This is a genomic window from Pseudarthrobacter chlorophenolicus (assembly GCF_000962805.1).
Classification (GTDB): domain Bacteria; phylum Actinomycetota; class Actinomycetes; order Actinomycetales; family Micrococcaceae; genus Arthrobacter; species Arthrobacter chlorophenolicus_A.
The window spans coordinates 74,773-96,073 of the sequence record NZ_JZTW01000016.1; the positions used below are offsets into that span (position 1 = coordinate 74,773).

22 protein-coding genes are annotated in these 21,301 nt (G+C 67.4%); 9 read left to right on the plus strand and 13 right to left on the minus strand.

Features of this window, described 5'->3' with window-relative positions:
• Positions 1-19: 19 nt before the first annotated feature.
• Both UC32_RS15620 and UC32_RS15625 read left to right on the plus strand, forming a co-directional pair.
• The gene (locus tag UC32_RS15620; protein WP_045732111.1) at positions 20-1,066 is read left to right on the plus strand and encodes an aldo/keto reductase; all 1,047 of its coding nucleotides are present in this window, start codon (positions 20-22) and stop codon (positions 1,064-1,066) included.
• 238 nt (positions 1,067-1,304) lie between these two features.
• A complete protein-coding gene (locus UC32_RS15625) occupies positions 1,305-1,604 on the plus strand; it encodes a DUF3040 domain-containing protein (protein ID WP_045732112.1) in 300 nt (99 codons plus the stop codon).
• Positions 1,605-1,620: 16 nt separating this feature from the next.
• On the opposite strand, the gene UC32_RS15630 is transcribed toward UC32_RS15625, so the two are convergent.
• From UC32_RS15630 to UC32_RS15680, 11 genes are all read right to left on the minus strand, one after another.
• The gene (locus tag UC32_RS15630) at positions 1,621-2,730 is read right to left on the minus strand and encodes a DMT family transporter (protein WP_082072172.1); all 1,110 of its coding nucleotides are present in this window, start codon (positions 2,728-2,730) and stop codon (positions 1,621-1,623) included.
• Entirely contained in the window at positions 2,727-3,389 is a 663-nt protein-coding gene (locus UC32_RS15635) for a TetR/AcrR family transcriptional regulator (RefSeq protein WP_082072174.1), read from the minus strand. Before UC32_RS15635 ends, UC32_RS15630 begins: the two co-directional genes overlap by 4 nt.
• Positions 3,390-3,456: 67 nt before the next feature.
• The gene (locus UC32_RS15640) at positions 3,457-4,101 is read right to left on the minus strand and encodes a gluconokinase (RefSeq protein WP_045732113.1); all 645 of its coding nucleotides are present in this window, start codon (positions 4,099-4,101) and stop codon (positions 3,457-3,459) included.
• Complete coding sequence (locus tag UC32_RS15645) at positions 4,098-5,192, minus strand: L-idonate 5-dehydrogenase (RefSeq protein ID WP_045732114.1); 1,095 nt, start codon at positions 5,190-5,192, stop codon at positions 4,098-4,100. The genes UC32_RS15640 and UC32_RS15645 overlap by 4 nt, the downstream gene beginning before the upstream one ends.
• Complete coding sequence (locus UC32_RS15650) at positions 5,192-5,962, minus strand: SDR family oxidoreductase (protein WP_045732115.1); 771 nt, start codon at positions 5,960-5,962, stop codon at positions 5,192-5,194. The genes UC32_RS15645 and UC32_RS15650 overlap by 1 nt, the downstream gene beginning before the upstream one ends.
• Positions 5,959-6,930: a 2-hydroxyacid dehydrogenase gene (locus UC32_RS15655; protein WP_045732116.1), complete on the minus strand. Its 972-nt coding sequence runs from the start codon at positions 6,928-6,930 to the stop codon at positions 5,959-5,961. The genes UC32_RS15650 and UC32_RS15655 overlap by 4 nt, the downstream gene beginning before the upstream one ends.
• A gap of 72 nt (positions 6,931-7,002) precedes the next feature.
• Complete coding sequence (locus UC32_RS15660) at positions 7,003-7,758, minus strand: SDR family oxidoreductase (RefSeq protein WP_045732117.1); 756 nt, start codon at positions 7,756-7,758, stop codon at positions 7,003-7,005.
• Positions 7,759-7,839: 81 nt separating this feature from the next.
• Entirely contained in the window at positions 7,840-9,180 is a 1,341-nt protein-coding gene (locus UC32_RS15665; RefSeq protein ID WP_045732153.1) for an MFS transporter, read from the minus strand.
• A gap of 41 nt (positions 9,181-9,221) precedes the next feature.
• Complete coding sequence (locus UC32_RS15670) at positions 9,222-10,235, minus strand: 5-oxoprolinase subunit C family protein (protein WP_045732118.1); 1,014 nt, start codon at positions 10,233-10,235, stop codon at positions 9,222-9,224.
• Entirely contained in the window at positions 10,232-10,963 is a 732-nt protein-coding gene (locus tag UC32_RS15675; RefSeq protein ID WP_045732119.1) for a 5-oxoprolinase subunit B family protein, read from the minus strand. Before UC32_RS15675 ends, UC32_RS15670 begins: the two co-directional genes overlap by 4 nt.
• A gap of 2 nt (positions 10,964-10,965) precedes the next feature.
• Positions 10,966-11,751 (minus strand): LamB/YcsF family protein, encoded by a 786-nt coding sequence (locus UC32_RS15680; protein WP_045732120.1) that lies wholly within the window; start codon positions 11,749-11,751, stop codon positions 10,966-10,968.
• 400 nt (positions 11,752-12,151) lie between these two features.
• On the opposite strand from UC32_RS15680, the gene UC32_RS15685 reads away from it, so the two are divergent.
• Together UC32_RS15685 and UC32_RS15690 are read left to right on the plus strand one after the other, a co-directional pair.
• Positions 12,152-13,105: a LysR substrate-binding domain-containing protein gene (locus tag UC32_RS15685; protein WP_045732121.1), complete on the plus strand. Its 954-nt coding sequence runs from the start codon at positions 12,152-12,154 to the stop codon at positions 13,103-13,105.
• A gap of 132 nt (positions 13,106-13,237) precedes the next feature.
• Positions 13,238-13,480: a hypothetical protein gene (locus tag UC32_RS15690; protein ID WP_045732122.1), complete on the plus strand. Its 243-nt coding sequence runs from the start codon at positions 13,238-13,240 to the stop codon at positions 13,478-13,480.
• Between the two features lie 99 nt (positions 13,481-13,579).
• On the opposite strand, the gene UC32_RS15695 is transcribed toward UC32_RS15690, so the two are convergent.
• Complete coding sequence (locus UC32_RS15695) at positions 13,580-14,275, minus strand: 4-carboxy-4-hydroxy-2-oxoadipate aldolase/oxaloacetate decarboxylase (protein WP_045732123.1); 696 nt, start codon at positions 14,273-14,275, stop codon at positions 13,580-13,582.
• 62 nt (positions 14,276-14,337) lie between these two features.
• Positions 14,338-15,546: an aspartate transaminase gene (locus tag UC32_RS15700; protein WP_045732124.1), complete on the minus strand. Its 1,209-nt coding sequence runs from the start codon at positions 15,544-15,546 to the stop codon at positions 14,338-14,340.
• Between the two features lie 320 nt (positions 15,547-15,866).
• Here UC32_RS15700 and UC32_RS15705 point away from each other — a divergent pair, with 320 nt between their 5' ends.
• The 5 genes from UC32_RS15705 (at position 15,867) to UC32_RS21120 (ending at position 21,184) form a co-directional block, all read left to right on the plus strand.
• Positions 15,867-16,421 (plus strand): hypothetical protein, encoded by a 555-nt coding sequence (locus tag UC32_RS15705; protein ID WP_045732154.1) that lies wholly within the window; start codon positions 15,867-15,869, stop codon positions 16,419-16,421.
• Between the two features lie 211 nt (positions 16,422-16,632).
• Positions 16,633-16,932 (plus strand): DUF4193 domain-containing protein, encoded by a 300-nt coding sequence (locus tag UC32_RS15710; RefSeq protein WP_045732125.1) that lies wholly within the window; start codon positions 16,633-16,635, stop codon positions 16,930-16,932.
• A gap of 95 nt (positions 16,933-17,027) precedes the next feature.
• Complete coding sequence (locus UC32_RS15715; protein WP_045732126.1) at positions 17,028-18,362, plus strand: BNR-4 repeat-containing protein; 1,335 nt, start codon at positions 17,028-17,030, stop codon at positions 18,360-18,362.
• Between the two features lie 165 nt (positions 18,363-18,527).
• A complete protein-coding gene (locus tag UC32_RS15720) occupies positions 18,528-19,469 on the plus strand; it encodes a sugar phosphate isomerase/epimerase family protein (RefSeq protein ID WP_045732127.1) in 942 nt (313 codons plus the stop codon).
• Entirely contained in the window at positions 19,466-21,184 is a 1,719-nt protein-coding gene (locus tag UC32_RS21120; protein WP_045732128.1) for an acyltransferase, read from the plus strand. Before UC32_RS15720 ends, UC32_RS21120 begins: the two co-directional genes overlap by 4 nt.
• Positions 21,185-21,301 lie beyond the last annotated feature (117 nt).

Genomic DNA, 21,301 nt, shown 5'->3' on the forward strand with positions numbered 1-21,301 from the left:
CAACAGGAGGGAACCGGGGATGAGCCTCAGCGAACTGAGGGTGTTCGGACGTTCGGGCACCCCAATCAGCCAACTCACCCTTGGCACCATGAACTTTGGCGAGGGCTCCGGCGGACCTCACGGCGCCCCTACAGGCGCGGAGGAAAGTATCCGCATCATCCACGCCGCCCTCGACTCGGGCATCACCGCCATCGACACAGCGGACGTCTACTCCCAGGGCGAATCCGAGCAGGTGGTGGGGCGGGCCCTGCGCGGCCGGCGCGACGACGTTTTCCTGGCCACAAAGTTCCATGGCCAAATGAGCGCCAACCCGGCCCATTCCGGCAACTCCCGCCGCTGGATCACCCAGGCAGTGGAGGGCAGCCTCCGCCGCCTGCAGACGGACCGGATCGACCTTTACCAGGCGCACCGGCCGGACTACAACACTGATGTGCTCGAAACGATCACCACGCTCAATGACCTGATCCGGCAGGGCAAGATCCTCTATTACGGCACGTCGGTCTTCACTCCGGCGCAGCTGGTGGAGGCCCAGTGGCTGGCCAACACCAACCACCTCATCCCTCCGTTAGGCAACCAAGTGCCGTATTCCATGCTGGTCCGCGGGAATGAACGCGATGTCCTGCCCATCGCGCAGCAGTACGGGCTCGGGGTCCTGGCCTACGGTCCGCTAGCGGGCGGCTGGCTCTCCGGAAGCTTCACCTTCGAGGCCGGCAAGGCTCCCACCCGGGTGCACTCGCTCCCGGGCCGGTACGACATTTCGGGGCCGGCCAGCGAGCGCAAGCTCCTCGCCGCGGATGCGCTGGCCCGGCTGGCGGACAAGCTGGAACTTTCCCTGGTGGACCTTTCCATCGGGTTCGCCCTGACCCACCCGGCCATCAGCAGCGTCATCATCGGGCCCCGCAACGAGGAACACCTTCAGGCGTACCTGCGGGCGGCGGATGTCCGGCTGAGCGAGCCGGTCCTGGATGCCATCGATGACCTTGTGCCGCCGGGCACCAACTTCGTGGAGCGGGACGCAGGAGCCATCGTTCCGTCCATCGAGTTCGCGGAATTACGACGGCGGTAGGCGGCTTTTCGACGCAGCGCCCCGGGTGCGCGGACCGCCATAGCCGCGGTCCCGCCGTCGTACGCTGCGTGGAACCTAGGTAACCACCCGCGTTTCCGGGGTTTCGGGGCGCGGGCGCCTGCAGGACGCCCCCGGAAGCGGGTACGCCGGGGATAGTGGTGCGAGCCCTTGACTCGGCGCGGGAACGCTCTTAGCGTCATAAGCGATACCCGCGTCTCATGGAATCCAGGGGCATCCGATGCCAATGTCCGAAGAGGAGCGGAGGCTGCTCAAGGAGCTGGAACTCGGACTGATTGCCGATGATCCCCACCTGGCCATGGAGCTGCTCTCCGGCTACCCATCACGCCGCCTCCCGCCGGGCCTCCTGCCCGGATCCCTGGTGAGCCTGCTCGCGTTCGCCATCATCGCCGCGGGCATTGGCGGCCGGGAGCTTGCCGCCGTGGTGGTGGGCCTTCTGCTGCTGATATTGGGTGGCTGCCTCCTGCTGAACCGGCCCGCCATGGGGCGCGGCCACCAGCGTGGCAAGGCCACCAGCTGACATCGTCGTGGCCGGGCTACCGGCTGGCATTCCCGCGGGCGGCGTTTGCCGGCTGAGTCCATGCGGCCCCCGGCGCCGACTGGGTGGTGTCCCCTGGGGCGACCGGCCCCGGCAGTGCCTGGGTGCTTTCCCCCGGGGCGGCCGGCTCCGGCACCAATTGGGTGGCGCGCCGGGTCCGCGGCGTCAGGATGAACAGGCTGCCCAGGACGACGGCGGCGCCAAGCCAGCCCAGTGCCGGGAGGCGCTCCCCCACTACCAGGACGGCCAGGGCCGCTGCCACTACCGTTTCCAGCAGCGAGATGCTGGTGGCCGTGCTGGCCCGGACCCGCGCCAGGCCCCAACCGAACAGGATGTAGCCGGCGAACATCGGGACCACCGCCATGTACGCGGCCACCGAGAAGTTGGTCCAGGAGTCGAGCAGAGGCGCGCCCGTGGCGGCCAGGACGGGCATCAGCAGCAACCCGCCCAGCCCGAAGATACTGCCCATCGCCGCCCTGGACGGGACGCCGCCGCCGATGAGCCGGTGCGCGGCCCATGAGTAGAGGGCATACGTGCCGCCGGCCAGCAGCCCGAGGAGGATTCCGGCCGTGGAACCCCAGGCCCCGGCGGCGTCCGTACCGGCGGAGGTCCCCGGACTGTGGCCTGCGAACGAAAGCAGGGCCGCTCCGCCCACGCCAAGGAATGCACCGGTGATCCAGCGGCCGGTCAGCGGCTTGTAGTCGGTGAACCGTTCGATCAGGGCTGCCGCCACGGGCGCCGATCCGATCGAAACCACAGTTCCCACGGCCACTCCGGAGAGGTACATGGAACTGTAGAACGCCAGGGGGTAGACGGCCACGGCCACCGCTCCAACTGCCACGAGCCGCCACCGCCGCCGGATGCCGGACCGCTGGCGCCTGATGGCCCGGGCCGCGAGCAGGGCCTGGAGCAGGCCGCCCACTCCCATGGCCACGGCTCCGATGGCCAGCGGGCTTACTCCGGGTGCGAGGGTAGCGGCGGTCCCGGTGGTGCCCCACAGAACAGAAGCCGCGACGACGAACAGGGCACCCCAGAGCGGCGCGTTGCCCTGCCCGGTTTGCCCGCTGACGCCAGGTGCGGGGCTGACTGCGCCGGGGCTGCCTGTCACAGTCCTGCCAGCATCCGTTGGGCCATGCGTTTGGCGTCCCGGAGGTGGGCGTCGTCGCCCTCCAGTCCCGCCCTGGCCATGGCGCCTTCGAGAAGGAAGGCAAGGTGCATCGCAAACCCGGCAGCCTGTTCGGCCTGCTCCGGTGAGGCGCCGGGCCCAGGACGACCTGCCAGATGGGCAGCTAAATGCGTAGCCAGCAGGTGTTCGACCTCTTCTTTGTGCTGCCGCACCGCCAGCCGCCCGGGATGGCCAACGGGCAGTTCGGCCGCCGCATTCAGCAGGCCGCAGCCGCGGAAGCCGTGCTCGTAGGCGAAGTTGGCGTGGTCCAGGTAGGCGTCGAAAACGGCCAGAACCCGTTCGCTAGGGGTGGTGGCAACTTCAACGCGGGCGCGGTACAGGCCCAGCCACTCCTCGTGGCGCGCCTCGAGGTAGGCGGCCACCAGATCGGCTTTGGACGCGAAGTTGTTGTAGAGGCTTTTCTTAGCGACGCCGGCCGCGGCGGTGATGGTGTCGATCCCCGTGGCACCCACGCCCTGGGCATAGAACAGCCGGGCGGCGGCCTCAAGCAGCAGCTGGCGGGCCGGTGGCCGGGCGGACGGCGGTGCTGCGGAAGTAGCGGAAGTGGCTGCGGCGGGCGGGGCTGATGCATCGGCAGGCATGGCGTCGCTCCTCGGGTAGGTAGACCAGTCTACCTACGCGAGGAACAGTTGCACCAGAGCCGGCCGGTTATGCCGCGGTGGCGGCCGTCCGTGATCGCAGTTCGAGCACCACCGCATCCGCGAGAGCGCCCGGGTCCATGGCAATATCGCCAAGGACGTGTGCCTCATCCGGTTCCAGGGCTTCAAGAGTTGCCAGCTGGGACTCGAGCAAGGTGCGGGGCATGAACTCATGGGCCCGTGCGTCCATGCGCGCAGCGATGGTTGCCGCGCTGCCGGCGAGGTGCACGAACACCACGTCCGGTGCGGCAGCGCGCAGAAGGTCCCGGTAGCTGCGCTTGAGCGCGGAACAGGCGACGACGGGCGCAACCGGTGTGCCGGCGTCGTAGTTTCCTGCTTCGCTTCCCGGCGCGCTTCCGGCGGCACCCTGGAAGCCAAGCGTGGCCGAATCCTTCCCGGCAGCATCCCGCACTGCCGGTTCGTGACCAGCCGGATCCTGCCCTGCCAGCAACTGGCCGATCCGGGCGAGCCAGGGCTCCCTGTCGCTATCGGTGAGCGGGATTCCCGCGGCCATCTTTTCCTTGTTGGCAGCGGGGTGGAAATCGTCGCCGTCCAGGAACGGAACGCCGAGGCGGCCGGCCAGCAGGGCACCCACTGTCGACTTGCCGCAGCCGGAAACGCCCATCACCACCAGCGGCGGAACCGGCGCGGTCATTGTCCGCCTTCCGCCTGCGCGGACCCGCCGCCGCTGAAGCTGAGCAGGACCTTGCCGGAGCTGGTGGAGTCCTTGGCCACCTCGAACGCGTGCAAGGCATCGGACAGCGGGAACTCGTGCGTGATGACGGGGTCGATGTGCAGGCTCCCGTCGGCGAGTGCGGCGATAACCTCGTCGATTTCGTCGTTGAAGCGGAACGAACCCCTGAGGTCCAGTTCGCGGGTGATGGCCAGCGAGATGGGAAGCGGCTGCAGACCGGTGGGCAGCAGCCCCACCATCACCACTGTGCCGCCGCGGACGGCGCCGCGGATAGCCGAGGCGAGGCCGTGGTGGTTGCCGGATGATTCGATCACCACGTCCGCCTCGACGGCCTCGATGGCTGCCGTGTCCGCGGCGTTGATGACGTGGTCTGCCCCGGCGGCGGTGGCGATCTCCAGCGGCTTGGCGTGCAGGTCCACGGCGGTGATGTGCGCGGCGCCGGCACGCTTGAGCACCGCGACGGCCAGCGCGCCGATGGGTCCGGAACCGATCACCAGCGCGGTCTTGCCCCGGACGTCGCCGGCCCGGGACACAGCGTGCCAGGCAACAGAGGCGGGCTCGATCAGGGCTGCCGTGCGCAGGTTGATACCCTCCGGCAGGGTTCGCAGCATCCGCACCGGAAGGTTGACGTAGCGGCTGAACGCGCCGTCGGTGTGCGGGTGGCGGGCGGCGCTGCCCAGGTAAGTGCAGCCGGGCGACAGGTTGGGCCGGTCCGCGGGGTATTTCGCAGCACCGGGTCCGGGGGTGGCCGGGTGGACGGCGACGGCGGTTCCTACCTGAGGCCCCGCACCGTTGGCCGCGGCGCGGACCACCACGCCGGAGATCTCGTGACCCAGGACCAGCGGGTCCTTCAGGATGGACTCCCCCGCCGCGCCGTGCAGCCAGTAATGCAGGTCCGAGCCGCAGATGCCGCCGTACAGCACCTCCACCACGGCCTGGTCTTCGGCCGGATCGGCCAGCGGCACGTCGTCGATGCGGAGGTCCCCCGCGGCGTGGGCCACCAGGGCAGGGCCGGAGGCGGGCAGCTTTTCAGCCAGTGTGTTTGCGGGCATCAGACCACCACCGTCATTCCACCGTCGATGAAGATTGTTTGGCCGTTCACGAAGTCGGATCCGCTGGAGGCGAGCCAGACCACCGGCCCGGCGAGGTCCTGCGGGGTGCCCCAGCGGTGCGCCGGGGTGCGGCCCAGGATCCAGGAGTTGAACTGCTCGTCGTCCACCAGGTTCTGGGTCATTTCCGTGTGGATGTAGCCGGGCGCGATGCCGTTGATCTGCAGCCCGGAGGCCGCCCACTCGGCTGTCATGGCGCGGGTCAGGTTCCGCAGCCCGCCCTTCGCGGCGACGTACGGCGCGATGGTGGGGCGGGCAAGGTCCGTCTGCACCGAGCAGATGTTGACGATCTTGCCCCGGCCGCGGGGAATCATGTGCCGCGCAGCTTCCCGGCCCACCAAAAAGGCGCTGGTGAGGTCCGTGGAGATGACCCGCTCCCAGTCGGCCACGTCCAGGTCCAGCATGGGGACGCGGTGCTGGATTCCGGCGTTATTGACCAGGATGTCCAGCGGGCCCACGTTCTCCTCGATCCAGGTGATGCTGCGGGCGGCCGCGTCGCCGTCGGTGACGTCGAAGGCGATGCTGGTGATGCGTCCGGGCGGGAAGTCGGCCGCGAGAGCCGTTTCAGCTTCCTTGAGCCTCTCGGCGTTGACGCCGTTGAGCACCACCGTTGCTCCGGCGTCGGCCAGTGCGCGGGCCAGCGATGAGCCGATCCCCCGGCTGGAGCCGGTGACCAGAGCAACGCGGCCTGTCAGGTCGAAGAGCGCGCTCATGCGGGCAGCCCCTGCTGGGAAGAGGCCTGCTGGAACGGGCCCTGCTGGACCAGGTTCGCCGGGGTCTCGCCTGCGGCGAGTGCTTCGAGCTGGCGCTTCAGGAGTTTGAGGATCCGGGGCTCGAACGCGGACGCGTTGCCGCCAACGTGCGGGGTGATCAGGGCGTTGTCCGTGGACCACAGGGGGTGGCCCTTGGGCAGCGGCTCGGGGTCCACCACGTCCAGGGCGCACTGCAGCCGGCCTGCAACAACCTCGGCAGTGAGCGCGTCGGTGTCGATGACGGGGCCGCGGCCCACATTAACCACCAGGGCGCCGTCGGGCAGCGCGGCGAGGACCTTGGCGTTGACCAGGTGGTGGGTGTGATCGTTCAGCGGAAGGACCGAGACCAGGATGTCGTGGTCCCGGGCGAGCGTTTCCAAGTCCGTGGAGGAGTGGACCTGGCCATGCTCATCCGTGCGGGCCGTGCTGCCGACGCGCGTGACGGTGACCTCGAAGGGTTCCAGCCGGCGGGCCAGTTCCTGGCCGATGCCGCCGATGCCCAGCAGCAGGATGCGGCGGTCCGCCAGGGACTGGCGGCGCTGCGGTGCCCAGTTTTCGGTCGCCTGGTCGCGGACGGCCTGGTCGATGCCCCGCAGCTTCGCCAGGATAAGCCCCACTGCCAGCTCGGCGGTGGCAGCGGCGTGCACGCCCGAGGCGTTTGCCACTGCGGCGCCCGGCCCGGCTGCCTCGCGGACGCCGTCGAACCCTGTTGACTGCGTCTGCACGAACTTCAGGTCCTGCACCTTGTCCAGGTTCCCCAGGACGGCCCCCGCGTTGATGTACGGCAGGATGACACCGTCGATGCTGCCGTGGGCCGCGTCGGGTTCGCCCTGCATGTCCCACACCACGCCCCTGAGTCCTTCGGGAAGCGGCGAAAGGTCAGCCAGGAGCTGGGGTTCGGGGAAACTGACGGTACGTATCAACTGCATCGGTGCGGCCTATCGGGTTGGCGGTCTGGGTATCGGCTGCCCGGGTCCCGGGCAGTGCGGAGTGGCTGTTCGTCAGTCCTCGCGGCGGTCAAAGGTGAGTCCGCCGGGAACCTGGAACGTGGGCATGAGTTCAAGCATGCCAACATTCACGTGGCGCGGGGTTTCGATGGCGTAATCAAGCGCATTCACAATGTCGTCAGTTGTCAGCGACTCGTAGCCCTCGTAGTACGTCTTCCAGGCTTCTTCCATGGCCTCGGGTGAGCCGCCCATGTTGCGTCCGAAGATCTCGGTTTCCACCCGGCCCGGGCAGATTTCGGTGACACGGATGCGCTTGCCAACGGTGTCGTTGCGGAGCTGGCGGGAAATCTGGTGCACGGCGGCTTTGGTGGCGTGGTAGACCGTGTGGCCGTAGAAGTTGTAGGTGCCGGCGATCGAGCTGATGTTGACGATGTGGCCCAGGTCGCGCTCCACCATGCCGGGCAGGACCAGCCGGGTCAGCTGCAGCAGCCCGCGGAGGTTGACGTCCACCAGCTCGTCGATGTCCTCTTCGGAGGAGTCCAGGATGTTGCCGGGGCGGGAGACGCCGGCGCAGTTGACCAGGACGTCCACGTTCAGGTCGCGGACGACGGCGGCGAGCGCGGCGGTGTCGGTCAGGTCCACCACGTGCGGGACTGCTCCCGTCCGGTCCGCGAGTTCAGCGAGGCGTTCTTCGTTGCGGGCCACCGCGTGGACGGTGAGGCCGCGCTTGGTGAGGCGTTCGGTGATGGCGGCGCCCATGCCGGTGGACGCTCCGGTGACGAGGGCGGTGGTGTAGTCAGAAAAAGACATGTGGTTCTCCAGGTGTGGGGAATGTGAGTGCTCCTGCGCCCGGCAACGGGGCCGGACGCAGGAGCCTGTGGGCCAAGGTGGTTAGGCGTCGCGCAGTGGTTCGTGGGCGCGGTCCTTGACGGTGCTGACCGCCGCGAGGGTGCCCAGTGCCGTGATGACGGCGTAGAAGGCAGGCATGAAGATGTTGTTGGTTTCCGCAATCAGCCAGGTCATCAGCAGCGGGGCGGTGCCGCCGAAGAGTGCCGAGGAGATGTTGTAGCCCACGCCGTAGGCGGAGTAGCGGACGCGGGTGGGGAACAGTTCCACCAGCAGGATGTGGATGACTGCCGTGTGGCCGGCGAAGATGACGGCCATGATGCTGGCACCGAGAATGGCCAGGCCCATCTGGCCGGTGGCGATCAGGGCGTAGGACGGGATGCCCAGGACGGCCATGCCGATAGCCGAACCGGCGATGACCTTCTTGCGGCCCAGGCGGTCGGACAGGGCGCCCATGAACGGGATGGCGATGCAGATGACCACCAGGCTGCAGGCGGTGACCAGCAGGGCCTCACCGATGGTGAAGTTCAGCTGCTTGCCCTTGAGGAACGTGGGCATGTAGGAGAACAGGACGTAGTAGCCGGAGCCGTTCATCAGCGGGATGAACAGGGCAAGGAGCATGGCGCGGCGGTGGACCGGGCTGGCCAGGGCTTCCTTGAGCGGGTTCTTGGACAGACCGCCCTCTTCCTTCAGCTTCTCGAAGTTCGGGGTGTCGCTGATGGCCTTGCGGATGTACCAGCCGATGATGCCCATGGGGATGGCAACCAGGAACGGGATACGCCATGCGAATGAACCGAAGCCGCCGCCGTCGATCGCTGCCTGGGTAAGCCACGGGGACATGGAGTAGGCAACCAGGGTACCGGTCAGCAGTGCTGCGAAGGAGGCGATCTGGGCGTAGGAGGTGATGACGCCGCGCTTGCCTTCAGGGGCGTGCTCGGCGAGGAAGGTCATGGCGCCGGCAGCTTCGCCGCCCACGGAGAAGCCCTGCACCAGGCGGAGGAGGACCAGCAGGATGGGCGCGGCGATCCCGATTGCCGCGTACGGCGGCAGCAGGCCGATGCCGGCGGTGGCAATGCTGATCAGCATAATGACGAAGACCAGCAGTTTCTGCCTGCCGATCCGGTCGCCCAAGTAGCCGCAGACCACTGCGCCGAGGGGACGGACGAAGAAGGACACTGCGTAGCCGGCGAAGACGAACAGCAGGGCGTTGTCCGGGTTGCCCGGTGCCAGGAAGACCAGGGCCAGGGTTCCGGCCATGAAGGCAAAAATGCCGTTGTCGTAGAGCTCCACGAAGATGCCCACGCATCCGGCGGTGACAACCTTGCGTGTCTGCTTCGCAGTCAGACGGTCATGCTGCGGTGCTACCGCATTCGTTGATGTTGACATCTTGTTTTCCTTTGTGGGTTTGGGAAAAGCATTCACGGGATTCAGCTTCCTGACGCTGGGCTGAGTTCGTGCCAGCGCTCGCCGGCTCCGATGCCGAGGAGTCCGAAGACCGTTTGGATGGTGCTCCGCAGCCTGTCCAGTTCCAGGCAGGCTGCCCTGTGGGTGGCCGTTGCATCAGCAACGGTTGTCTTTCGAAAAGTGATGGTGTGTCCGGGCCTGGCCTGCGCCAGGACGTCCAGGGAGCGGCTCGTGACCACTGCCAGGACCGGATAGCCTGCCGTCACGCCGCGTCCCCGGTGCAGGACCAGCAGTTCCTCCCGGGACGGGACCTCGATGGCCCCCACCGGGACGCCGCGGGACAGCACTTCGGAGGTGAGCTGGCGCTCGGGCAGTGCACCGCCGAGCCGGAGGCCGATGTGGTTGCTCCTGGGGCTGACGGTGTACTGCGAGGTGAAAAGCAGGTCTGCGGTGTTGCCGAACTCCGCCACGTCCGGACCGTCTGTGACGTCGATGACCGGGTGGGTGGAGAAGTCAGGTTTGGTCAGGCCCAGCCGGAAAAGGGGCAGTCCGTAATGCGGTTGGGTGATGGGGGCGGTGGTCTTTTGGGTGGCGAGTTCGGTTCCCTCAAGGAGCTTGAGGCCGAAGCCCACCACCGTGTCCGGGGCGCAGCTGTCCAGCAGGGTGGGCACCGTGAATGATCCGTGGACGGCGATGTAGGCCCGGAGCCCGGTACGGATTCCGCGGACCGCCACCGTTTCGCCGGCCCGGACCGAGACCGGCTCCCACTGCGGGCAGTCGCGTCCGCCCACGGTGAGGTCCAGCGGTGCGCCGGTGACGGCGATCAGCAGGTCCGTGGTGGCGCGCATCCGGAAGTCCAGTGCGGTGATTTCCAGCAACGGTTCGTTGTCCGTGTTGCCGGCCAGGATGTTGGCGGCCTTGGCCGAGAACTGGTCCAGGGCGCCGTTGACCGGCAGGCCAAAGGCGGGGCCCTTGGTGCGGCCGAGGTCGGTGACCACGGAGTGTCCGGGCTGAAGGATGGTGAGGGAGCCGGTCATGGCCGCGCCTCCAGGAACTTGCCGGCGAGGTCTTCGAAGTCCTTTTCCGGGATGGCGTAAAAGCGCAGTTCGTCGCCCGGAACGTAGGGCACCAGCGGTTCGCGGGTGGCATCGAGGACGGTCAGCGGCGTCTGGCCGATGACGCACCAGCCACCGGGTGCCGTGGCAGGGGCAATCACTGCCTGGCGTCCGGCCACGGAGACCGCACCGGCGGGAACGGAGAGCCGCGGGTCCTTGAGCCTGGGGACAGGGAACGGGAAATCCGGCCCGTCCATCATGGGAGAGCCGGCGGGCGCTCCCAGGCAGCGGATGACGTAGGTCTTTTCGGTGTGCCGGGCGATGACGTCCGCAGCGTCCAGGCCCTGCTGTGCCGCCACGCGGTCCAGGTCCGGACCGTAGCTGCCGCCGTACACCACCGGCACTTCGAAGCGGCGGGGCTCGCGGACGGTGGCGCCGGTGAAGTCCAGCTGGCGCATGGCGAGGAGCACGAAGGCCCGGACCTGCCGCGCGGAGGTCACGTAGGGATCGAATTCCACCAGTACGGAGTCGTAGGTGGGCACGGCGCCGTGGACGCCGTCAACACCGGCGGTTGCCAGCCATCCCGCCAGGGAGTGGACGGTAGCCCAGTCGGCTTCCGCGTTGCCGGAGGTTGCCACCACCCGGAGGGCGGCGTCACCCGACTCGTGGATTTCCAGTGCCGCGGGGGCGGCGATGGTTGTAGCGGGCATGGTCAGGAAACCTTCTGCTTCGCGGCGAGCACCTGCGCCAGCGGCGCCACGGTGACGCTGGCGGCGATCAGTTCGCTGCGGATCAGGCGGGCGAGTTCGACGGCGCCGGGGTTGTCCCCGTGCAGCAGGATGGTGTCTGCCTGGATGGCGAGGTCCCTGCCGGAGGCCGTGGTGATCAGGCCTTCGCAGACCATCCGGACGGTCCGTTCGACGATGATTGCGGGGTCGTGGATGACGGCACCGGGCTGGCTGCGGGGAACCACGGTGCCGTCCTCCTGGTAGGCGCGGTCGGCGATGCCCACGATGGCAACCGGCAGGCCGCGGTCAGCTGCGGCGGTGGCCAGTTCGCCGTCCTGGGCGAGCACGATCAGGTTGGGGTCCACCCGGACGGCGGCGTCGGCCACGGCCTCGGCGTAGTCGGCGCGGGTGGCTACGAGGTTGCCGAGGCGCCCGTGCGGTGCCAGATGGGAGACGGATCCGCCATGGTAGGCGGCAAAGGCCGTCAGGGCGCCCAGCTGGTACACCACATCGTTGCGGACCTCGTCCGCAGTGAGGTCCATGGCCCTGCGGCCGAAGCCGCGGAGGTCCGGAAAGCTCGGGTGGGCACCGATGCCCACTCCCTTGCGGACGCATTCGGCAACGGTGGCGTCCATGATGTCCGGATCGCCGGCGTGGAATCCGCAGGCGATGTTGGCGCTGGAAACGATGTCCAGGAGGGCCTTGTCGTCGCCGATCGAGTAGGCACCAAAACCTTCACCAAGATCCGCTACGAGATCAACTGTGGGCATTGCGGGCCTTCCTCTGCTGCATGTTTGGGGATGTAAAAAAGTGTGGCACCGGAGACTTGACTCACACAAAGACGTAATCGGTGTCACGGGATAGGGGACGGTTATGACCCCCTGCTTGCGGCGTTGTGGCCGACACCTGGAAATGTACTTATGGCTTGTTTCGGAAATGTAAAAACAATGCGGCCAAATGACGCCGCTGCGATTTATGCAAAACGCATATGCCGTCATTGGAAGCCGCTACGACCGGAGCAAGGATAGAATGTTCTGGTCATTGGGAAGTCATCTGCAATTAACCTATGCCTGAGGCCGGGATCACACAAAGACGTAATGCCTGTCCCGCCATAGCGCCAACGTATGACCCCCGCAGCACTGTGCCGTCCCCGCCGGAAAGAGGAACGCTATGGACACCCGCAAGCTGGCGTACTTCGTGAAAATCGTCGATTCCGGCAGCATCACCAAGGCCGCTGCCGCCCTCCACGTCGCCCAGCCGGCGCTGAGCCAGCAGGTCTCCTCCCTGGAAACCGAACTGAAGCAGCGGCTCCTGATCCGAAGCAAGCAGGGCGTGGAGCCCACCGCCGCCGGCCACACCCTCTACCGCCACTCGCAGACCATCCTGAGGCTGGTGGAGCAGGCGAGGCTGGATGTGGCAGCGTCCGGCGCTGCGCCGTCAGGCCGGGTTTCCATCGCCATCGCCCCCTACAGCATGGCGTCCAGCCTGACGCCGCGGATCATCAGCGAAGTGAACCGGCGCTACCCGGACATCGTTCTGCACCTGACCGAGATCTACGGCGGCGTGCTGAGCGAGGCCATCAAGAACGGCCGGCTGGACATGGCCCTGATCTATGAGCCCGGTCCCATCCGGGGCGTTCAGTTCACCACCCTGATCGTTGAGGACCTCTACCTGATCGTCAACGCCGGCCGCGAGCTCCCCGTGGGGCCGGACGCGGACACCATCACCCTGGAAGAGACCTCCACGCTGGGGCTCTTCCTTCCCGAGCAGATCCACACCCTGCGCCAGGTGGTGCAGGCGGGCATCGAGGGCAAGGGGCTCAAACTGCGCCTGGTGGGCGAGGTGGAATCCGTCCCCTCCCTCACACGGCTGCTGCGCAGCGACCTTGGGGCAACCATCCTGCCGAAGTCAGCGGCGGACGCCCTGTTCCATGAGGAGGACTTCCGGGTACTCCGGATCGTGGAGCCCGCACTCCAGTGCAAGATCGCACTCTGCACGCCGGACCACGAGCCGCTCTCCGAAGCCGGGTCCGCCGTGCTGCTGGTGCTGAAGGAAATGCTCCAGGAAATGCTCCGCAGCAAATACCAGCCGATTTCCGCCGAAAAGACTGCAGCCTCGGAATAACCACCATAAGGCGGCCTTATCAGGTCATGCTCCATTAGTCTTATCCATGGAATTACCGGCGTCCTAGGATAAAAGCCACAAGGGTTCGCCAACGGCGTTTACCCGGCACAAATGATTCCTTGGAGCCCAGCCATGAAAAAGATCACCAGCCTGCAATACCGGAAGTCCTCGGACCGAAGGATCCAGCTCAAGGCGGGCACCGGCTCGCATTGCCCCACGAACGGTTTCTGGCGCCCTGAGGACGGGCCGGCGTCGGACCCCGTCTTTGTGTTTGAAGGAAGCATGATGCCGCCCGGCAAGCGCGGCTCCACCATGTGGTACCTGGACGATTCCCAGGCAGGTCCGCCGTCGCACCTCCTGCCCGGCATGAACTGACACCCGCCACATCATCGGTTGAAACCAGTCAGGCACGGGGAAGGCCCGGAGTTCCGAAAGGAACCCCGGGCCTCGTCCTTTAAGCATCGAGTGTTGGAGCTACAGAGCCGGCTCGAGCTCGGCGTCCTCCACCAGCAGGCCCTTGGCCTTCAGGACATCCGTCAGCTTGCACAGTTCGATGGTGGTGCCGCCGGCCTTGTAGAGGCGGATCAGTTCGTCTTCGGCGTCCACGCGTGCCTGTGAGAGTTTGATGACGTCCTCGATCTCGTCCTTGCGGACCACCACCACCCCGTCGGCGTCGCCCAGCAGGACGTCGCCGGGATAGACGATTTCATCGCCGAACACCAGGGGGTGGTTGATGGGGCCGATGGTTTCCTTGACCGTTCCCTTGATGCAGACGCTGCCGGAGAACACGGGCAGGCCGAGCTCGATCAGGTCCTTGGTGTCCCGGACGCCGGAGTCGGTGACCATGGCGGCCACTCCCTTGGCCTTCATTGCGTTGCCCAGCACGTCGCCGAAGGTTCCGGCTTCCTCGAACTCACCGGCGGCGACCAGGACAACGTCACCCTTCTGCGCATAGTGGATGGCCACCTGCAGCATGAGGTTGTCCCGCGGAGCACACACCACGGTGACGGCCGGGCCGCAGAAGGACATGCTCCGGTCGATCGGCTTGATCTTCGAGCTCAGCGCACCCTTGCGGCCCTGGGCTTCGTGGACGGTCGCAGAGGAGAACTTGGACAGGCGCTCGATGGCGTCCTCGGACGGCCTGTCGAACTTGGTCTTGACGTGGATCATGCGGTTGCTCCTGGAAGGGCTGGAAGGGAGGTGTTGCAGGGGGTGGATGCGGGACCCAGGGCTCAGGAGAGCGCCAGGACCGCTTTTTCGATGGCAGCGATGGATTCCTCGATCACGGGCAGGCCCGTGGCGTAGGAGATCCGGAAGTACGGGCCCACGCCGTAGGCCGAGCCCTGGATGACGGCCACGGAGGCGGCATCCAGCAGGTACAGGGTGAAGTCCTCGTCGTTGGCGATCAGCTTCCCGTCCGGCGTGGTCTTGCCGATGACCCCGCCGCAGTTGACGTAGGCATAGAAGGCACCTTCCGGTGTGGCGCATTTCAGGCCTTCGACGGCGTTCAGTCCGGCAACAGCGGCATCGCGCCGTTCGCGGTACACGGCCACGCTTTCGCGGACGAAGGACTGGTCGCCGGTGAGTGCCGCGGCCGCTGCCGCCTGGCTGACGGACGACGGGCAGGAGGACATCTGGGACTGGAGCTTGTTGATGGCGGCCACCAGGGGCGCCGGTCCGCCGGCGTAGCCGAGCCGCCAGCCGGTCATCGCGTAGGCCTTGGAGACGCCGTTGGTGACCAGAACGCGGTCCTTGAGTTCCGGCGCCACGGCAACGAGGCTGGTGATCGGTTCCGAACCGAAGTGGATTTCGTCGTAGATCTCGTCGGTGAGGACATGGACGGCGGGGTGCTCCTTGAGGACCCCGGCCAGGCCGGCAAGTTCGTCCCGGGAGTAGACAGCCCCGGTGGGGTTGGACGGCGTGTTGAGGATGACCCACTTGGTGCGGTCCGTCAGGGCGGCCGCCAGCACCTCAGGGGTCAGTTTGAAGCCCGTCTCCTCCGAACAGGGAACAATTACGGGCGTGCCCTCATTGGCGAGCACCATGTCCGGGTAGGACACCCAGTAGGGAGCCGGGATGACCACTTCATCGCCCGCATCGAGGGTGGCCATGAACGCGGTGAAGATGACCTGTTTGCCGCCGCCCCCGATGGTGATTTCACCGGGCGTGTACTGCTGGCCGGTTTTGCGCTCAAGAGTCTGCAGGATGGCCTGCTGGAGCTCGGGCGTCCCGGTGACGGACGTGTACTTGGTTTCGCCGCGGCCAATGGCGGCAATGGCGGCGTCCTTGATGTGCTGGGGGGTGTCGAAATCCGGCTCGCCCACCGTCAGGTCCAGGATCCGCCGGCCCTCGGCCTTGAGCTCCCGCACGCGGGCCGCTGCGGCCACACTGGGTGAGGATTTGATTCGGGTGACGCGTGAAGCTGGCACGAATTCAGGCATGGTCTCTTCCAAGGGGTCCGGGGCGGATGAGTGTGGTTCATTTGAGCGTAGGGAACGGAGGTCCCGCTTGGATAAGACCTAAAGTGCGTGGACGGATAAGCGGCCCTTATGACACCGCACCCAGAAGAATCCGCTATAGCATCACGCCAAATAGGTATTCCCCGCCCGGCGGCGGGGCCGCGTAGCGTGGCAGGCTGGACATCCTCCTTCCCGCACTCCGCGTCATGGCGTACGACGGCGGCCCGGCTTTCCGCCGTCCGCCCGGGATGGTCCTCCGCCAACTTTCGTCCCAGGAGCCTTTTGGCAGCAAGGAGCCGGCCGTGCCCGCCCACCACGCCTTCCGCCCGACGGCCGCTGCCGCGGCAACGCACTCCGGCGGCTCCCCGAGGGGCGCGTACCGGTACCGGGGAACGCCGCAGCCGGACCCTGCCGCCGCCCGGGTTAGCGAGATCCGGGACCTCCTGGAGCAGCAGCGGCGGATGATTTCCCTCCGTTCCAGCCGGCTGCGGGCCCTGTTCTCCGAGCTCAACGAACGCGTGGCGCAGGCCGTCTGCGACGGCGTGAAGGTCACCACCATCGCGCAGGCTGCGGGCGTGCCGGTCACCACGGTCCGCGGCATCGGGCTGGGCCGGGACGGGTTGTATCCCTCGGGCCTGCCGGCCGAGGACCAGTTGCGCACCATCGCCGGGATCGCGGACGAGGTGTCCGCCGTCGAAGCCGCGCGCGCCGCCGTCGAACGCCACCGTGTGCAGGTACTGGCGGCAGCGCGGAAGCAGCGCCTGCTGGACGATTACCAACTCGCCTCCGCCAGTGGCCTGAAGCACGACGAAATCCGCAAGATGACACGAGGCGTTAACACCGGTCCGGAGGACTGACCGAACGCATCCGGCAGGTTCTTCTGACCCTGTTGAGCGCGCGGAAACGGTGCTGGAATTGCCAGGGCAGTACGGGAATATTGTGGCCCCGGCCCGGCGTTGTTGCCGTGTTCGGAAGAATCTGTCCAGAAGAATCAGTCGGGAAGAATCCCGTCGGAAGAACCTGTGCAGGCGATTCCGGATTTCAACAGCCAGAGAGGAGAACGCATTAATGGCAGTTGACTACGACGCTCCACGGGTGACGCCGGAAGACGAACCGAACGTTGCCATCGACGAGCTGAAGGGCGACAAGCCGGGACGCCGCGAGGCTGCTCCCGATGTGGACGAGACTGACCTGGCGGACAGCTTTGAGCTCCCCGGGGCCGATCTGTCCCACGAGGAACTGCAGGTCCAGGTTGTCCCGGTCCAGGCGGACGAGTTCACGTGCATGTCCTGCTTCCTGGTCCACCACCGCAGCCAGCTGGCGCGGGAAAAGGACGGGAAGAAGTACTGCAAGGAATGCGAGTCCTGAGCGGCCACGCGGAGGCGGCGGTTGGCCGCTTCCGCCCCGCCGTCTGGGCCACCCACCCTGGAAAGCCCTTTCCAAGCGTGGCCGTCCCTGATTGAATGAAGCACGCGACCCTTCTTCAATCACACAGAACGGCTTTCACAGTGCGCATCAATGACAACGGGGCATGGTGCTGGTTCCAGGACGAACGCGCCCTCATCGATCCGGCCAACAACACCCTCCTGGTGGGTTCCGTCGCCGCCCCGGAAGGGCCTGGTGGTGCTGAACGGGGCGGCAACATCGAGGTGGCAGTCCTTGACTTATCCACGGGGCACAGCCAGGTCCACGTGCTGCATGAACGGCTGGAATCCGACGACCACAACGCCCCCGCGCTGCTGATCCGGCCGGATGGCAGGTACGTGGCGATGTACGCCAGGCACAAAACGGACAACTACTCCCGCTGGCGCGTCTCCGTCCGGCCGCACGACGCCTCCGAGTGGGAGCCCGAGCAGGTCTTTGACTGGACCGAGCTGGCCGGCGGCCGCGGCGCCACCTATTCCAACCTGCACCGGCTGGACGCCGAATCCCGCGTCTACAACTTTGTCCGCGCCATCAATGACGATCCCACCATGCTGGTGTCCGGAGACGACGGCAGCACCTGGAGCTATGGCGGCAAGCTCTTCACCCGCCCCAAGGTGGGTTACGTCAACGGCTACACCCGCTACTGGGGCAACGGCGTGGACCGGATCGACCTCATCACCACGGACCACCACCCCCGCGACTTCAACAACAGCATTTACCACGGCTTCCTCCACGGCGATGCGCTGCACGATGCCGCGGGCCAGGTGGTGGGCAAGCCGCTCCTGGGGTCCACGGGCGTCAACCAGGACACCCTCACCACGGTTTTCCAGGCCGGCACCGAGATCGAAGGCGATGTCCTAACCCATGCATGGACGGCAGACCTGCGAGGGCAGGGCAACCAGCTGGCGGCCATCATCAGCTGCCGGGCCAACGACGTCAACGGGCCGCTGCAGCGGGTACAGCGGCTCGACGTCGACGACCACCGGCTGCTCTATGCACGCTTCGACGGAACGGAATGGGCCCTGCACCCGTTGGCCGTGGCCGGCCCGGGCCTGCTCCCCCACGAGCAGGACTACACAGGACTGGGTGCCGTGGATCCCAACAACCTGGACCAGGTCTACATCTCAACTCCGGTCCACCCCGGCACCGGCGAAGCCACGGACCACTACGAGATCTACCGCGGACTGACGTCCGACGGCGGCGCCGGCTGGAGCTGGCACGCAGTGACGGAAAACTCCGGCATGGACAACCTCCGCCCCATGGTGGTTCCAGGAGATCCGTCCGTCCACGCCGTCCTCTGGTTCCGCGGCAGCATGACCTCGTCGCAGGCGTACACGGCCGAAGTCGTGGGGCACATCAGCCGCGCGGAATAACCCCAGCCCCGCACCCGGCAACGCTCATTCCCGCAGGGCGCGGTCCCGCAGGCCGCAGCACAGTGGACCTGAACGATTCTGATCGAACCACCCAAACCCGTTGACCCGTCCAGGGCACCCGCAAAGAATGGTTGAAACGATATTTCTCACACACCGGGGAGACCCTTGCAGTACCTTCCAGAGGGCCGCCCGGTCCTGACCGTTTCCACCCTGGGTGCCCCCGGCGAAGGGCTCGGCACCGTGCTGGGCTGGCTGGCCGCGAACGGGGTAGCAGGCGTTGAACTGCGGCTTGCGCCGGGCCAGATCGCAGCGCCGGCGATGACCCGGCAGGACCGTGCCCGCCTCCGTTCGGAGGTGGCGGACGCCGGCGTGGCCATCACCGGGCTGGCCAGCTATATCCGTGTTGCGGACCCGGCGCCGGACGAACTCGTAGTGGGCGCATTGGAGGCCGCACTGATCCTGGCGGCCGACCTTGGCGCACCCACCGTCCGGGTCTTTCCGGGCGCCCCCACGGAGCCCGCGGACTACCGGCAGGTTCCCCGGACGACGGCGGCCCGGCACGAAGTCAACGCCCTCGCCGCCCGGCGCCTCACCGCCGTCGGCCGCCTAGCCGAAGAGCTGGACGTATTCCCGGCACTGGAAACCCACGACTCCCACCCCCGCGGACGGGACATCGCCGACATCCTGGGCCGGGTGGAGGGAAGGGTGGGCGCCGTCTGGGACCTGATGCACCCCTGGCGTGTGGGCGAAAGCCTCGAGGATACGTGGAACATCCTGGCACCCTGGCTCACCAACGGCCTGGGCAGCGTCCAGGTCAAAGACGCCGGGCTGCCGGAGAGCCGGACCCCGGTGCCGATCGGGAGCGGCACCCTCCCGGTGGGCGGCTTCGCCCGGCTCCTCAAGGACCGCGGCTACACCGGACTCCTGTGCCTGGAATGGGAGAAGGCGTGGCACCCCGATGCGGTCCGGCTGGACGCCGCCCTCGAGTCCACCAAGGCCTGGTTCCTGCGGCACTGGCCGGACCGCGGGGCGGCGCTTGAGCAGCAGGCCGGGAGCCCAGACCAGCAGCCCGTTTCAGCCCAGGACACCGTTGTGGAGACACCGTGAACACGCAGCAAGACCTCAATTTCGACTACTCCCCCTGGACCTTCCGGGACAACGCCTCCACCGTGCAGCGTGCGGCGCAGCGGGAACGGCAGCGGATTCTGGCAGGCAAGAACGGCATCACCATCGGCGAAGGGGCCTACGTTTCCCCGCTGGCCATGGTGGACCCGGACAGCCTGGCCCTGGGGGACGAATCGCTGATCGCCGCCCACGCGTACCTCACCGGGGACCTGCGGATCGGCAGCAACTGTACGGTGAACGCCTTCACGGTGGTGCGCGGCACGATCAGCATGGGCGACGGCGTCCGCATCGGCGCGCACACATCGATCCTTGGTTTCAACCACTCCATGGAGCCGTCAGAACCGGTGTTCCGGCAGCCGCTCACCAGCAAGGGCATCGTGTTCGGCGACGACGTCTGGATCGGCTCCAACGCGGTGGTGCTGGACGGCGTCACCATCGGCTCGCACGCTGTCATCGCGGCCGGTGCCGTGGTGACCAAGGACGTGCCCGACTGGGCGGTGGTCGGCGGCAACCCCGCACGGTTCATCCGGGACAGGCGCACGCCCCGCAAGCCCGCCGATGGGCAAGGGGCCGCCCCCAGCGGTGATGGGATCCTGCGGGAACGGCTGGCGTTCTTCGCAGGAATTGCCCGGACCGACGCCCCGGCGATCATCGCCCGCTCATGGCAGCAGGAGGCGTCCGGCACCGATGGTTTCGGCGAGGGCCGCTACGTGGACCGTCCGGGAGCGGCCGCAACAGTCCGGGCCCACTGTGACGCTGTGGAAATTGCCGATCTCCTCCTCCGCACCACTCCCCCGCAGCTCAGCAGGGACGCCCACGTGGACCGGCTCGCGTCGCTGCAGGATCCACGGACCGGGCTGGTGCCCGAGTACGGCCCGGACGGGCTGCCGGCCGCCGGTGAACTGGTTTTCGGGAACGGGGCGGCCACGTACCACGTGCTGTCCGTTGGCTACGCCCTCGACCTGCTGGGCAGCGGGTTCAAGCACCCCATCCACACGGTGGCCGGGACCGGGCCAGCCGATCTGGCGGAACGGCTGAACGCGCTGCCGTGGCGGAAGGAAGCCTGGGAGTCCGGCGCCTGGGTGGATGCCTGGGGAACTGCGGAGTACTGGAACCTGGCCCGCACTGCGGACGCAGGCCCTGAAAGCACCGGCACCCTGGAGACCCTGTTCGGCTGGCTCCTGACCCGGGTCAACAGCGCCGCGGGAACCTGGGGGACGCCGTCGGCCGATACCCGGCTCAAGGTGGTCAACGGCTATTACCGGCTGACCCGCGGCACCTTCGCCCAGTTCGGCCTGCCGGTCCCCCACCCGGAACAACTGATCGACACCGTCCTGGAGCACGGGGCTGATTCCCGGTACTTCGCGGCGGGCCGGCAGAACGCCTGCAACGTGCTCGACGTGGTCCATCCCCTCTGGCTCGCACGGAAACAGTCGACGCATCGGGACGCGGACATCAAGGCCTGGGCCACAATCCAGCTGAACCACGCCCTCGGCCAGTGGCACCCCGGGCAGGGCATGGCCTTCAGTGCGGCTCCGGAGAGCGGCCAGCAGAACCTGCCCGGCCTGCAGGGAACCGAAATGTGGCTCAGCATCATCTGGTACCTGGCGGACCTGCTGGGACACTCGGAGGCGCTGGGCTACCGCCCCCGCGGCGTGCACCGGCCGGAGCCGGCTTTCCTGCTCCCCACGCTGTAGCCGCGCGCCGGCACCGGGCTGTTCATTGAATGAAAACCCAGCCTGACGCGCGGCCGGCGGTCCGTCATGCTGGTGGGGACTCACTCTCCGGCCGTGCCGGGCGACCCGAAAGAAGGA

Bases quoted from the DNA above. Each gene is read 5' to 3' on its own strand.
- UC32_RS15620 (WP_045732111.1), top strand. From the start codon at position 20: ATGAGCCTCAGCGAACTGAGGGTGTTCGGACGTTCGGGCACCCCAATC.
- UC32_RS15625 (WP_045732112.1), top strand. From the start codon at position 1,305: ATGCCAATGTCCGAAGAGGAGCGGAGGCTGCTCAAGGAGCTGGAACTC.
- UC32_RS15635 (WP_082072174.1), bottom strand. From the start codon at position 3,389: ATGCCTGCCGATGCATCAGCCCCGCCCGCCGCAGCCACTTCCGCTACT.
- UC32_RS15640 (WP_045732113.1), bottom strand. From the start codon at position 4,101: ATGACCGCGCCGGTTCCGCCGCTGGTGGTGATGGGCGTTTCCGGCTGC.
- UC32_RS15645 (WP_045732114.1), bottom strand. From the start codon at position 5,192: ATGCCCGCAAACACACTGGCTGAAAAGCTGCCCGCCTCCGGCCCTGCC.
- UC32_RS15650 (WP_045732115.1), bottom strand. From the start codon at position 5,962: ATGAGCGCGCTCTTCGACCTGACAGGCCGCGTTGCTCTGGTCACCGGC.
- UC32_RS15655 (WP_045732116.1), bottom strand. From the start codon at position 6,930: ATGCAGTTGATACGTACCGTCAGTTTCCCCGAACCCCAGCTCCTGGCT.
- UC32_RS15660 (WP_045732117.1), bottom strand. From the start codon at position 7,758: ATGTCTTTTTCTGACTACACCACCGCCCTCGTCACCGGAGCGTCCACC.
- UC32_RS15665 (WP_045732153.1), bottom strand. From the start codon at position 9,180: ATGTCAACATCAACGAATGCGGTAGCACCGCAGCATGACCGTCTGACT.
- UC32_RS15670 (WP_045732118.1), bottom strand. From the start codon at position 10,235: ATGACCGGCTCCCTCACCATCCTTCAGCCCGGACACTCCGTGGTCACC.
- UC32_RS15675 (WP_045732119.1), bottom strand. From the start codon at position 10,963: ATGCCCGCTACAACCATCGCCGCCCCCGCGGCACTGGAAATCCACGAG.
- UC32_RS15680 (WP_045732120.1), bottom strand. From the start codon at position 11,751: ATGCCCACAGTTGATCTCGTAGCGGATCTTGGTGAAGGTTTTGGTGCC.
- UC32_RS15685 (WP_045732121.1), top strand. From the start codon at position 12,152: ATGGACACCCGCAAGCTGGCGTACTTCGTGAAAATCGTCGATTCCGGC.
- UC32_RS15690 (WP_045732122.1), top strand. From the start codon at position 13,238: ATGAAAAAGATCACCAGCCTGCAATACCGGAAGTCCTCGGACCGAAGG.
- UC32_RS15695 (WP_045732123.1), bottom strand. From the start codon at position 14,275: ATGATCCACGTCAAGACCAAGTTCGACAGGCCGTCCGAGGACGCCATC.
- UC32_RS15700 (WP_045732124.1), bottom strand. From the start codon at position 15,546: ATGCCTGAATTCGTGCCAGCTTCACGCGTCACCCGAATCAAATCCTCA.
- UC32_RS15710 (WP_045732125.1), top strand. From the start codon at position 16,633: ATGGCAGTTGACTACGACGCTCCACGGGTGACGCCGGAAGACGAACCG.
- UC32_RS15715 (WP_045732126.1), top strand. From the start codon at position 17,028: ATGAAGCACGCGACCCTTCTTCAATCACACAGAACGGCTTTCACAGTG.